Genomic DNA, 11953 nt, shown 5'->3' with positions numbered 1-11953 from the left:
GGCCGACTGTCAACTTCGCGTTGACAGTCGGCAGGTGTCAACTTACGGTTGACACATGACGTCGAACTCACCCGGCACACGATCCGTACGCCTCGACGACCTGATCGAGGCCATCAAGAAGGTGCACACCGACGCACTCGACCAGCTCCAGGACGCGATGCTCGCCGCCGAGCACCTGGACGAGGTGGCCGACCATCTGATCGGCCACTTCGTGGACCAGGCACGGCGGTCCGGCGCCTCCTGGACCGACATCGGCCGATGCATGGGCGTCACCCGGCAGGCGGCCCAGAAGCGCTTCGTGCCCAAGGAGGGCCCGGACCTCGACCCCAGCCAGGGGTTCAGCCGCTACACGACGCGCGCGCGGAGCGCGGTCCTGGCCGCGCAGGACGCGGCCAGGACCGCCCGCAACCCGGAGATCTCCGGCGAGCACCTCGTTCTCGGCCTGCTCACCGAGCCGGAGTCGCTGGCCGGGAAGGCGATCGTCGCGCAGGGCGTCACCCTGGACGCCGTCCGCGAGGCGGCGACAGCGGCGCTGTCCCCGGCGGCGGACGAGGTCCCGGATCTGGTCCCGTTCGACGCGGGCGCCAAGAAAGCCCTCGAACTGACGTTCCGCGAGGCGCTGCGCCTCGGCCACAACTACGTCGGCACCGAGCATCTCCTGCTTGCCCTGCTCGAACACGAGAACGGCGACGGCGTGCTGAGCGGCCTGGGGCTGACCAAGACGGCGGTGGAGGCGTATGTGGCCGAACAGCTCGCCGCCCTGACGAAGGAGGCGTAGGGCGGGGGCCCGGCGGTCGGAGTCGGCAGTCAGCAGTCGGCGGTCGGCGGTCGGCGGTTGAAAGCCGTTGTCAGACCCTCCTGCGAGACTCGGAACCATGACCGGCCACTGGGCACTCGTCCCGGCCGAGGACGGCGGCGCGCACCTCGCCCCCCTCGGTCCGGACGGGCTGCCCGCCGGCCCCGTACGGCGGGAGCCGGACCTCGCGGCGGCGGTCCGCGGCCGCCCGGAGGTCACCCGCTGGGTGTGGCGCTCCACCCCCGAGCTCTACCCGCGCCTGCTCGGCGCCGGCCTGCGCGTCGAGCGGTGCTACGACGTGGAGGACGCCGAGACGCTCCTGCTCGGCCACGAGGGCAGGCTCGGCGAGCCCCGGTCCGCGGCGGCCGCGCTGGCCAGGCTGCGCGGAACCGCCGTACCCCCGGACCCGCCCGGGCGCCCCGCCGACCCCGGCACCCAGTCCTCCCTCTTCGACCCGCGCCCCGCACACGAAGAGGTGTCCCTGGAGGATCTCGCCGAGGTGTACGCCGCGCAGCAGCGCCGTATCGACGCCACCGCCCGGCCGGACCGGATGCGGCTGCTGATCACGTCGGAGTCGGCCGGCATGCTGATCGCCGCCGAGATGAACGCCGCGGGGCTGCCCTGGCGCGCGGACGTGCACCGCGAGGTGCTGCGCGAACTGCTCGGCGAGCGGTACCCCGGCGGCGGCGAGCCGACGCGGCTGGCGGAGCTCGCGGAGGAGGTGTCGGCGGCGTTCGGCCGCCGGGTGCGGCCGGATCTGCCGGCCGATGTCGTCAGGGCGTTCGCACAGGCCGGGATCAAGGTGCGGTCAACCCGGCGCTGGGAGATCGCGTCCCTCGACCACCCCGCCGTGCGGCCGCTGCTCGAGTACAAGCGGCTGTACCGCGTCTGGGTCGCCCACGGCTGGTCCTGGCTGCAGGACTGGGTGCGCGACGGCCGCTTCCGCCCGGAGTTCCACGCGGGCGGCACGGTCACCGGCCGCTGGGTCACCAACGGCGGCGGCGCATTGCAGATACCCAAGGTCATCCGGCGGGCGGTGGTCGCCGACCCCGGCCACTGCCTGGTCGTGGCCGACGCCGCGCAGCTGGAACCGCGGGTGCTGGCGGCGATCTCCCGCGATCCGGGGCTGATGGAGGTCGCCGGCCGTACGGACGACCTGTACCAGTCGGTGTCGGACCGGGCGTTCTCCGGCGACCGCGCCCAGGCCAAGCTCGCCGTGCTCGGCGCGATCTACGGCCAGACCTCGGGGGACGGCCTGAAGAATCTCGCCGCGCTGCGCCGCCGTTTCCCCCGGGCCGTGGCGTACGTCGACGAGGCGGCCCGCGCGGGCGAGGAGGGGCGGCTGGTGCGGACCTGGCTCGGGCGGACGTGCCCGCCGGCGGCGGGGGCCGGCGACGCAGAGGAGGAGGCGGGCATCCCGCAGGAAGGCCCCGACGGCGACGGCCGCCGGGTCCCCGGCGACGCCCGCTCACGGGGCCGGTTCGCGCGCAACTTCGTGGTGCAGGGCAGCGCGGCGGACTGGGCCCTGCTGCTCCTGGCCGCCCTCCGCCGTGCCTGCGCCGGCCTCTCGGCCGAGCTGGTCTTCTTCCAGCACGACGAGGTGATCGTGCACTGTCCGGTGGAGGAGGCGGATACGGTCGTGACCGCGCTGGAGAAGGCTTCCGACCTGGCCACCCGCCTGGCCTTCGGCGACACACCGGTACGGGTGCCGTTCACGACGGCGGTGGTGGAGTGCTACGCAGACGCGAAGTGATGTCTTGATGTCTCAAGGGGCGCGGGGAACTGCGCAAAACGGGGCGAAGCCCCGTGCCGGGGGCGCAGGGGGCGGAGCTCCCGCCCGGGGTCGAAGGGGCGAAGCCCCTGGAGGACGGGAAGGGTAAGGGCGGCGGGGGCGAAATCCCCCCGCCGCCACACCCGCCCCTCAGTCCGTCCCCGACTCCATAGCCGCCCGGTCCAGCAGCTCGACCTCCTCCGACACCTCACCCCGCGAGGCGATCGCCTCGGCACCACCGCTCGGCATCGCCCCGATCAGCCCCGTCGCCGCGGCCTGCGCCGCGCCGATCAGCGCGGGGTGGTCCGTCCCGACCATCCCGATGCTCGCGTACTGCTCCAGCCGCGCCCGCGAGTCCGCGATGTCGAGGTTCCGCATCGTCAGCTGCCCGATCCGGTCCACCGGCCCGAACGCGGAGTCCTCCGTCCGCTCCATGGACAGCTTGTCCGGGTGGTAGCTGAGCGCGGGGCCGCGCGTGTCGAGGACGGAGTAGTCCTCGCCCCGCCGCAGCCGCAGCGTCACCTCGCCGGTGACCGCCGCGCCGACCCACCGCTGCAGCGACTCCCGCACCATCAGCGCCTGCGGGTCCAGCCACCGCCCCTCGTACATCAGCCGCCCGAGCCGCCGTCCCTCGTTGTGGTAGGCGGCCACCGTGTCCTCGTTGTGGATGGCGTTGACCAGCCGCTCGTAGACGATGTGCAGCAGCGCCATGCCGGGCGCCTCGTAGATGCCCCGGCTCTTGGCCTCGATGACCCGGTTCTCGATCTGGTCGGACATGCCGAGCCCGTGCCGGCCGCCGATCGCGTTGACCTCCATGACGAGGTCGACGGGGGAGGCGAACTCCTTGCCGTTGACCGTCACCGGACGGCCCTGGTCGAAGCCGACCGTGACGTCCTCGGCGGCGATCTCGACCGCGGGGTCCCAGAACCGGACACCCATGATCGGGTCCACGGTCTCGATGCCGGTGTCGAGGTGCTCCAGCGTCTTCGCCTCGTGCGTGGCGCCCCAGATGTTGGCGTCGGTCGAGTACGCCTTCTCCGTGCTGTCGCGGTAGGGCAGCCCGTGCGCGAGCAGCCACTCCGACATCTCCTTGCGCCCGCCGAGCTCGGTCACGAAGTCCGCGTCGAGCCAGGGCTTGTAGATGCGCAGGTGCGGGTTGGCGAGCAGACCGTAGCGGTAGAACCGCTCGATGTCGTTGCCCTTGAAGGTCGAGCCGTCGCCCCAGATCTGGACGTCGTCCTCGAGCATCGCCCGGACCAGCAGGGTCCCGGTGACCGCGCGGCCGAGCGGCGTGGTGTTGAAGTACGCGCGCCCGGCGGAGCGGATGTGGAACGCGCCGCAGGCCAGCGCGGCCAGGCCCTCCTCGACCAGCGCCGCACGGCAGTCGACCAGGCGTGCGATCTCCGCGCCGTACGACGTCGCACGGCTGGGCACCGAGGCGATGTCGGGCTCGTCGTACTGACCGATGTCGGCGGTGTACGTGCAGGGCACGGCGCCCTTGTCACGCATCCACGCGACGGCGACCGACGTGTCGAGGCCGCCCGAGAAGGCGATACCGACGCGCTCGCCGGTGGGCAGGGAGGTGAGAACCTTGGACATAGCAAGAGTATGCACTGCTTCGCATTATCATGCAACGCCGATCGCGTGAGACGCGCGACGGGACGGCGGCCGGAATGCCCGCCGGACCCTCCCCGAGGCTCATACCCGCAGCTCAGCAGCCCCATGGTGGTGAAAACCCCCTCACCTTCCCGGGGGACAGCACCGCTCGGATACGGGGCCCAGCAGGCTGCCGCGCCCAGCCGTCCGTCCAGAGACTCGACCGTATGACGATCCCGACGGACAGCCGCCCCGCCCCCGGCCCGCCGACAGGCACCGCCACCGAACCCGGCACCGGCACCGGCACCGGCACCGGCACCGGCACCGGCACCGGCAGTGACTTCGCCCGCCTCTCCCGCCGCATCGCCGAAGCCGGTCTATTGGAACGGCGCCCCGGGTACTACACCGCGCGCCTGACCCTGGTGACCGCGGCCCTCGCGGCGGGCTGGGCCGCCTTCGCCGTGCTCGGCGACACCTGGTGGCAGCTGGCGGTCGCCGCCTTCCTGGCCTTCGTCTTCGGCCAGACCGCCCTGGTCGCCCACGACCTGGCGCACCGGCAGATCTTCCGGCGCCGCCGGCCGAGCGAGATCGGCGGCCGGCTGTTCGGCAACCTCGGCGTCGGCATGAGCTACGGCTGGTGGATGAACAAGCACACCCGCCACCACGCCAACCCCAACCACGAGGAGCTGGACCCGGACGTCGCCCCGGACATCCTGGTGTGGTCCACCGACCAGGCCCGCTCCAGCCGGGGTATCGCCCGCTTCATCGGCGGTCACCAGGCGCTGCTGTTCTTCCCGCTGCTCACACTGGAGGGCTTCAACCTGCACGTCGCCGGGCTGCGGGCGCTGCGCTCACCGTCGATGAAGCAGCGGCCGCTGGAGGCCGCGCTGCTCCTGCTGCATCTGACGGCCTTCCTGTCCGCCCTCTTCCTGGTGCTGTCACCGGGGCGGGCGCTGGCGTTCCTGGCCGTGAACCAGTGCCTGTTCGGCGTCTACCTCGGCTGCGTCTTCGCCCCCAATCACAAGGGCATGCCGACCCTGACCGGCGAGGACCGCCCCGACTTCCTGCGCCGCCAGGTGCTGACCTCGCGCAATGTGCGCGGCGGTCGCTTCACCGACCTGATGCTCGGCGGCCTCAACTACCAGATCGAGCACCATCTGTTCCCCAGCATGCCGACGCCGCACCTGCGCCGGGCGCAGCGGATCGTCCGCGCGTACTGCGCCGAGATCGGCGTCCCGTACCACGAGACGGGTCTGCTCCGGTCGTACCGCGAGGCGCTGACCCATCTGCACCGGGTGGGCGAGCCGATCAGGAACCGGCGGACGGCGGAGCGGGCCGACTGAGCCGGCCGACCCGCCCCGTCTTCCCCCCGCCGGTCACCAGGAGTCGGGGCCGTGACGTGCGACCCAGCGCTGGAAGTCGTTGAACGACAGGTGCTCCGCCCCGACGCCGGTGGTCCGGTAGAACTCCAGACCGGCATCCCAGATCGCGCCGTACGCCTGCCCCTCCTCGTCGTGCACGCCCAGCTCGCGCAGGCAGCGCGACGCTCCGTACACCGCCCAGCCGCCCACCGGCAGGACCGCGGCGGCCAGCCGCTCGGGGGAGACGTTCAGATAGGGCCGCAGGCAGACGTCCCAGATCCGTCCGGCGTCGAGGCTGCTGTTCTCGGGCCCCTTCGCGGTGTAGCGGCCCAATATCTCCATCCGCGACGGCGTCCGTGCCGGCAGCCCGCGGGGCTCGGCCGCGGCGTCCGCCGCGGCCAGGCGCTCCAGTTCCCGCCCCCACTCCTCCTCCGGATCGCGCCGTCCGGCCATGGTGTGCCGCAGCCGGACCCAGGACCGGTCGAACTCCGCGGTGGTGATGCCCGCGACGACGGGCTGGAACTCCCGCAGTGCTTCCCAGACCGTCTGCCGGTCGGTGGACCGCGTGGCGGGCGCCTCGTCCAGGAAATGGACCATGGAGGAGGCCAGCATGCGCGCCTCGGTGCGCTGCGCGTTGTCCTTCAGGTCGTCGCAGCGCACGGACCCCCGCCACCGGCGCAGGACGTCGACAGCGATCCCCCACTCCTGGTGGTCGGTCAGCAGCCGCACCAGGAGGAACAACTGGCCGCCCACGTGGTCACGGCCCGCCGGGCGTGGGCCGGCCGACAGGCCGCTCAGCGCCGCCGCGAGCTCCGGCACCAGGCCGGCCCGCCCGCCGCGCAGCGCGTCGTCGGCCGCCCACAGCAGATCCTCCGCGCGCGCCCGGGCGGGGTCGCCGTACGAGGGCGAACCGTTCAGCCGGGCGTCGAGTTCCACCCGCTTCGCCGCGTGCTGCCACGGCTCGGCCAGCGAGAAGGTGACGACCTCGCCGCCGCAGCCGGGGCAGCGCCTCGGCCAGCGGTCCGACGGGGCGTCGGGGCCGCCCCGCCCGCACCCGTCGGCGGGGCACATCCAGCGGAGCCCCACCGCCCCCTTCGGGGGCAGATATCCGTAGCGCGTCGGCGGCAGGTTCCCCGACCGTGAGAAAAGCGCCATCAGCGGTTCCTCCCCATGTGGTGTCCGCGCTCCCCGTGCATCCCCGGCCTCCCGCGCGGCCTCTTCACGTCTCTCCGCCGCGTCTCCGTGCTCAACTGGTGGAGACGAATTCCTTCACGACGTGCGTGCACTTGCCGCGGCACGTCGAGCAACGGGAGATCTTGCATTCGAAGACCCCCCAGTAGCCGTACCTCTCCTGCTTCTCACGCGACTTCTCCCACAGCCCGACGTGGCAGTGCGGACAGGTCGGTCGTCCCATGGGTCGTCCTCCTCCGTGATGCGTCGTTCTCGTCCTGGGCCGGTCCCGCGGCTGCCGCTGCGGGCCGGCATCGCGCCCCTCATCCTCCGGCGGTCTCCTCGACCGGGTGTCCCCGGACGATCCGTCCGCTGCGACTGTCGTGCGGGACGCCCCACCGCGAGGGCGGCTTCCCGTTGAACAGCCAGAACGCCAGGACCGCCTCCCAGACGAAGGCCTTCGCCAACGTCACGACGAACCACTCGGGGCTGATCAGAATGATGCGCACGGGAAGCCCGTGCCAGCCCGAATAGCCGGTCCTGCCGGTGAGGACCCATACCGAGACGATGGCTCCCAGACAGTGCAGCAAAGCGATCAGCGGACCGAAACCCATCAGCCGCCCCCCATTCGCGTATGAACTCCCCTGCAACTCGGCCGCCTTGTGACGCGGCTGCCTCACTCAGCATGCGGGAAAGCAGATCCGGCCACTCGTCATTTCTGTACGCTTTTGTCGTCACATTTGTTGGGCCGGGGGTTGTGGGGGCACGTGACGTACAAGGACGGCGAACTGCGGAACGCCGGGCACGTTTTCGGCGAACTGCGCAGGCAGGCGGAGACCAGGCACGGGCCCCTCACGGACGAGGCGCTCGCCGAGCGGCTGGGCGTCAGCCCCGGGGCGCTGCGCAGCTACACGACCGCCAGGACGATGCCCAAACCGGCCACGGTGCGGGCGCTCGCGGAACTCGCCGGAATCCGGGTGACCCGGGTCTACGCGGAGCTGGGCTGGCTGCCCGGGCACGAGGTCCCGCACGTCCACCAGCCCGACCTTCTCACCCAGCTGGAGACCACCAAGGAGGCCGTGTCCCGGCTGACCGAGACTCTCGACGGCATCCCCTCCGAGAGCACCGGCCGGGCCGCGGTGCTGGCGTCCGCGGCGGTGCTGGACGATGCACAGGCCGGTCCGCGCTTCCAGGTGCGGCTGCGTGCGCTGGAGGCGGGCGGGCGCTGCCCCGTGGTGACGACAGTGGTCGCGGAGTTCACCCCGCAGGACACCGCCCGGCCCCGGGACCTGCCGGAGCTGCAGGCCCGCGCCCTGGCGGCAGGTCTGCGGCCGGCCGGGTCCGCCGGGCCGACCGGGGCGGACGACCCCGCGGCCGCCCGCCACCACCTCTTCCAGACCGAACTGGAAGTGGTCACCGCCGAGGCGCTGGAGCGGGCCGGGGACTTCAGCTGGCAGGGCCGGCCGGGGACGACGCTGTGGAGACCCGTCTCCCGGCACTGGCCGACCCATCTGCTCGTGCAGCACGTGCTGACCGGGCAGCCCCTCTCCCCCCGCCGGCCCTGGGCCTCGACCGACGGCCTGCCCGTGGTGGTGATCGGCGCGGACTACTCGATCGGCGCCACCGCGGCGCTCCTCGCCGGAGCCCTCGGCTGGCGCCACACCACCGTCACCTCCGCCACCGCCTTCGACTCCGGACGGCTCGTCAGGTCGCGGGCGCTGGCCCCGGCGGCCCGCCGTCGGCAGGGCTGGATCGCCGCCGCGCGGCGCGCGGGCACGCTCACCGACCCGGCGGACCCGTGGCCCGCCGTGCTGCTCGTCAGGCCGTACGTCTTCGGTGACCAGGACATCCACGACGAGGCGACGCGTCGCCTGTTGCGCGACGTCCGCGCCCGTGTCGTGTACGCCCGGCCGACCGCCGCGCACCTGGACTGGTGGGCGGCGCGCCGACAGCTCACCGCGCTCGGGGCGCGCCCCGCCGACGAGTGGAAGGCGGAGACGCAGCGCGCGCTCGAGCGGGTCGAGGAGGTGCTGGAGGAGCGCCGTGCGGCGCTGGGCCCGGACCACGACCTGCGGCTGCGGCTCGCTCCCCTGTCCCCGGCCCCCGATCCCGGCGACCCTGTCTTCCCGGCCCAGTTGATCGACTCCCAGTTCGACTGTGCGGCCCGGTGCCTGGACTGGCTGGACCACACCGCGAACAAGGGGCGCGCCTCGCTCCTGCGTGAGCTGCGCCCCTCGGTGCTGAGGACCCGTCTGCCGCGGACGGATCCCTCCGAGGCGACGGTCGGCCCCTGGTGACGGGGCCCGCCGTCCCTCATCCCGGACGGCGGTGCCGCAGCGCCTCCGCCAGGCGGGGGCGCACCTGGCCCGCGGCGGCGAAGTACCCCGCGGTGATCCGGTTCTTCGCTGCCATGAACGACTCGCCGCTGACGTAGGGGGTGTCCTCGATCCGCTCGGCCCACGGCCACGGCTGCACGTCCTCGATCGCCGCCATCGGACGTCCGTCGGTGCTGAGCGCGCCGGCCAGCGTCTCGCGCAGCCGGAAGAGCGTGTGCCGGGGCTCCGGCGGGTCCGAGTCCCACAGTTCGCGGTAGCGGTCCACGATCCGCGGGACGGACCAGCCCTCCGCGCGCGGGCGCGGCACCCCCGCGACGACCGGCCAGGCCAGTGCCGCGGCCATCGGCAGCAGCCGCTGTCCGGTGACCCGGAGCACGGGCAGGCAGGTCGTTCCGCTGGCGGGCGGCGGATCGAGCGGCGGCGGCGTGCTCAGCAGTCGGAGCACCAGGGTGCGCGGGGCTCCGGCCGGGTCGACGACGATCTCGTGCACCGGCCCGGCCAGCCGCGTCCCGCCGGGCGCCGGGACCGCGCCGTCCACCAGCAGATGGCCGGCCCCGTGTCCGGCGCCGAGGTGCACGATGCTCCGGCCGACGGCGAGGACCAGCGCGGTCGCCGGCACGCTGCGCCGCACGCCGGGCCCGAGCGAGAGGAACGTTCCCGGGCCCGCCGGCGGCGTCCGCAACCGGCCCGGCCGGCCGATCACGTAACGGTCCCCCTCGTACAGCGGCACGTCGTGGGGGCGGCCGACGCCCGCCGGGAAGGTCCCGGAAAGCACGCCCACCACGTCCTCGGCGACGGTCGGCACGCCCACCACGTCCGTGCGGTCACGGCGCCAGTGCGTCATGTCCCTCGTTCCCCTCCCTCCGCACCACCTGGATCATCACCTCGATGCCGAGCGTGTTGACTCCGGGGAAGCAGAACTGCCCCTCCTCGTCGATCATCTTGAACCGCTGCCGGTACACGGCCGGCCAGCCGGGAGCGCGCACCGGGATGCGGACGGTGGCCACGGCGCCCGGTGCGGTCTCCGGTACGTCGAAGCGCTCGCCGCGCAGCCGCACCGTCTCCGTCCCGGTGGCCGGGGCCATCGCCCGCAACTGCCGGTTCCGCCAGGTCACCGTTCCGCTGTTGCGGAGGTGCAGCGGGAACTCACCGCGCTCCCAAGGAAGGAGTTCGATGAGCGAGGGGGTGTCCTCGTGCTGCTCGCTGCGGTCCCCCGCGATCGGGTAGCGCGATCCGCGCGGACGGCCGTCCAGGCCGAGCAGGTCGCTGCCCCGGGCGCAGAGGTGGAGGTACCGCAGGTAGCCCTGGGCCTCGGTGATGCGGTCGATCGTCGAGACGATGTCGAAGGGCGGCTCGCGCCAGCCCATCTCATAGGCCCACAGCCGCCACGCGCTCGTCCTGCCCAGCAGTTCCCGCTGGCTCGCGAGCCGGCGGCGCGTCATCGACCAGGCGCCGTGCCTGCGGTGATGGCGCATCTGGGCGCCCAGTTCGTGCCACGGCGTCGGCCCCGCCTTGCGCGGGTTGATCCGGCCCAGCCGCAGCGTGCGGGCGGGTGCGCCGGCGAAGGCGTCCTCCACCGCCCCGAGGAGCGCGCGGGTGTCGCACCGGGGACGGCTCACCTCGCCCGGGACGGGCGCCGCGTCCAGGGGCCAGCGCAGGGCGGGGTCGCGGTGCCAGCACCCGACGAGGATCTCCCACAGCCGGCCGGAGGCGGCGCCCGCCGCCGCGTGGAACGGCGCCGGGTCCGGCAGCGCGTCCCGGTCGCGGACGGCGGCCACGGCCGCCGCGCCGGTGCCGAACGGGTGGCGGCCGGTGAGCAGGAAGTACACCGTGGACGCCCAGGAGAACAGGTCCGAGGGGGTGTACGCCGTGTCGAGCCTGAGCTGCTCGGGAGAGGCGAACGCCACGCTGTAGCCGGTGAGCCGGGTGTGCGTGGCCTCGGCGGACCGGGCGATGCCGAAGTCGATCAGGACGGGGGTGCGGGTGTCGGCGTCGTTGCGCAGCACCACGTTGTGCGGTTTGACGTCGAGGTGCGCCACGGGAGCGGCGTGGATCTCGCTCAGCGCCCGCAGCAGCCCCAGGACCGTGTCGCGGGCCGACTCCCCGACCAGCGGGCCGCGCCGGGCCACGAGCCGGTCCAAAGTGGTGCCGTCGATGTACTCGAACACCAGGTAGGGCGGGTCGCCGTCGGGGGCACCGCCGAGGAGGCGCACCACCCCCGGGTGGTCGACGCGCCGCACGAGAGCGGCCTCGCGGGCGATCCGCCGCCGCGCCTGTGCCGGGGCGGCGCCGAGGGCGTGCCACGCCTTGAGCGCGACGGTGTCGCCGTCCGGGCCGGTCGCCCGGTACACCGAGGCCTGTCCGCCGTGCCCGAGTTCGGCTTCGAGACGGTATCCGTCGATGGTTCGCCGCACGGCGCTCCTCCCTGCCGGACGGTGCCTCGCGGCACCGTCCCCCCGGGGCAGTATGGCCGGGGACGGCCGGTACGAGTGCCGTGATGGCGGAATGCCGCCAACGCGCGGGACCGCCGGCGCGGCCTGACCGCCGGCGCGCCGCCGTCCCGGGCGCGGCGGCGGTCAGGCCGGGCGGGGTCAGGCCGCGCGGCGGCGGGCGGGAACGAACGGGTCGTCCCCGTCCTCGGGGTCGGCCGTCATGGCAATGGGCCTCATGGCGATGAGCGGCATGGCAGCGGGCGGCACGGCGACGGCAGTCATGGCGATGGGCGGCACGGCGGCGGACAGTCGCTGAGCGGTGCGCGGGGGCGTCCCGGAGGAAGCCTCGTGGAACGTGGGCATGACGGATCTCTCCAGTCGGATGGGCAACGGGACCGCGGCGCGCGCTCGCGCAGCCACCCTCCCGCGCACCCGGCGGCCGGACCATCAACGGACGTTGAGGGAGCCCGTGCGGCGCGCTCCGACCGGAG

General features: G+C 73.6%; 11 protein-coding genes. 4 read left to right on the top strand and 7 right to left on the bottom strand.

Translation table 11 applies throughout. The features are described from left to right. The first annotated feature begins 55 nt into the window (after positions 1–55). Both OIE12_RS18100 and OIE12_RS18095 read left to right on the top strand, forming a co-directional pair. Positions 56–778 (top strand): Clp protease N-terminal domain-containing protein, encoded by a 723-nt coding sequence (locus OIE12_RS18100; RefSeq protein ID WP_329136599.1) that lies wholly within the window; start codon positions 56–58, stop codon positions 776–778. Between the two features lie 97 nt (positions 779–875). Continuing rightward, positions 876–2549: a bifunctional 3'-5' exonuclease/DNA polymerase gene (locus OIE12_RS18095; protein WP_329136597.1), complete on the top strand. Its 1674-nt coding sequence runs from the start codon at positions 876–878 to the stop codon at positions 2547–2549. 168 nt (positions 2550–2717) lie between these two features. On the opposite strand, the gene argG is transcribed toward OIE12_RS18095, so the two are convergent. Continuing rightward, complete coding sequence (gene argG, locus OIE12_RS18090; protein ID WP_329136595.1) at positions 2718–4166, bottom strand: argininosuccinate synthase; 1449 nt, start codon at positions 4164–4166, stop codon at positions 2718–2720. A gap of 224 nt (positions 4167–4390) precedes the next feature. Between argG and OIE12_RS18085 the strand changes: the two genes are divergently transcribed. Further along, positions 4391–5506, top strand: a complete 1116-nt coding sequence (locus OIE12_RS18085) for a fatty acid desaturase family protein (RefSeq protein WP_329136594.1) — start codon at positions 4391–4393, stop codon at positions 5504–5506. 33 nt (positions 5507–5539) lie between these two features. On the opposite strand, the gene OIE12_RS18080 is transcribed toward OIE12_RS18085, so the two are convergent. From OIE12_RS18080 to OIE12_RS18070, 3 genes are all read right to left on the bottom strand, one after another. Next, entirely contained in the window at positions 5540–6679 is a 1140-nt protein-coding gene (locus OIE12_RS18080) for a hypothetical protein (RefSeq protein ID WP_329136593.1), read from the bottom strand. A gap of 91 nt (positions 6680–6770) precedes the next feature. Continuing rightward, complete coding sequence (locus OIE12_RS18075) at positions 6771–6938, bottom strand: hypothetical protein (RefSeq protein ID WP_329136592.1); 168 nt, start codon at positions 6936–6938, stop codon at positions 6771–6773. 79 nt (positions 6939–7017) lie between these two features. Next, entirely contained in the window at positions 7018–7308 is a 291-nt protein-coding gene (locus tag OIE12_RS18070; protein WP_329136591.1) for a hypothetical protein, read from the bottom strand. A gap of 153 nt (positions 7309–7461) precedes the next feature. On the opposite strand from OIE12_RS18070, the gene OIE12_RS18065 reads away from it, so the two are divergent. Further along, complete coding sequence (locus OIE12_RS18065; protein ID WP_329136589.1) at positions 7462–8991, top strand: helix-turn-helix domain-containing protein; 1530 nt, start codon at positions 7462–7464, stop codon at positions 8989–8991. A gap of 16 nt (positions 8992–9007) precedes the next feature. Here OIE12_RS18065 and OIE12_RS18060 read toward each other — a convergent pair whose 3' ends face one another. From OIE12_RS18060 to OIE12_RS18050, 3 genes are all read right to left on the bottom strand, one after another. Next, entirely contained in the window at positions 9008–9874 is an 867-nt protein-coding gene (locus tag OIE12_RS18060) for a hypothetical protein (protein WP_329136587.1), read from the bottom strand. Further along, positions 9855–11444: a protein kinase domain-containing protein gene (locus OIE12_RS18055; protein WP_329136585.1), complete on the bottom strand. Its 1590-nt coding sequence runs from the start codon at positions 11442–11444 to the stop codon at positions 9855–9857. Before OIE12_RS18055 ends, OIE12_RS18060 begins: the two co-directional genes overlap by 20 nt. Positions 11445–11621: 177 nt before the next feature. Next, complete coding sequence (locus OIE12_RS18050) at positions 11622–11825, bottom strand: hypothetical protein (RefSeq protein WP_329136584.1); 204 nt, start codon at positions 11823–11825, stop codon at positions 11622–11624. Positions 11826–11953: the final 128 nt, after the last annotated feature.

The sequence above is a fragment of the Streptomyces sp. NBC_00670 genome, from assembly GCF_036226765.1.
In the GTDB taxonomy this organism is placed as follows: Bacteria; Actinomycetota; Actinomycetes; order Streptomycetales; family Streptomycetaceae; genus Streptomyces.
Note: the sequence above shows the minus strand (reverse complement) of the source record. Positions and strands in the feature narration are given on the sequence as shown.

Coding starts and splice junctions, on each gene's coding strand:
- OIE12_RS18070 (WP_329136591.1), bottom strand. CDS start 7,308: ATGGGTTTCGGTCCGCTGATCGCTTTGCTGCACTGTCTGGGAGCCATC.
- OIE12_RS18060 (WP_329136587.1), bottom strand. CDS start 9,874: ATGACGCACTGGCGCCGTGACCGCACGGACGTGGTGGGCGTGCCGACC.
- OIE12_RS18080 (WP_329136593.1), bottom strand. CDS start 6,679: ATGGCGCTTTTCTCACGGTCGGGGAACCTGCCGCCGACGCGCTACGGA.
- OIE12_RS18095 (WP_329136597.1), top strand. CDS start 876: ATGACCGGCCACTGGGCACTCGTCCCGGCCGAGGACGGCGGCGCGCAC.
- OIE12_RS18100 (WP_329136599.1), top strand. CDS start 56: ATGACGTCGAACTCACCCGGCACACGATCCGTACGCCTCGACGACCTG.
- argG (WP_329136595.1), bottom strand. CDS start 4,166: ATGTCCAAGGTTCTCACCTCCCTGCCCACCGGCGAGCGCGTCGGTATC.
- OIE12_RS18075 (WP_329136592.1), bottom strand. CDS start 6,938: ATGGGACGACCGACCTGTCCGCACTGCCACGTCGGGCTGTGGGAGAAG.
- OIE12_RS18050 (WP_329136584.1), bottom strand. CDS start 11,825: ATGCCCACGTTCCACGAGGCTTCCTCCGGGACGCCCCCGCGCACCGCT.
- OIE12_RS18085 (WP_329136594.1), top strand. CDS start 4,391: ATGACGATCCCGACGGACAGCCGCCCCGCCCCCGGCCCGCCGACAGGC.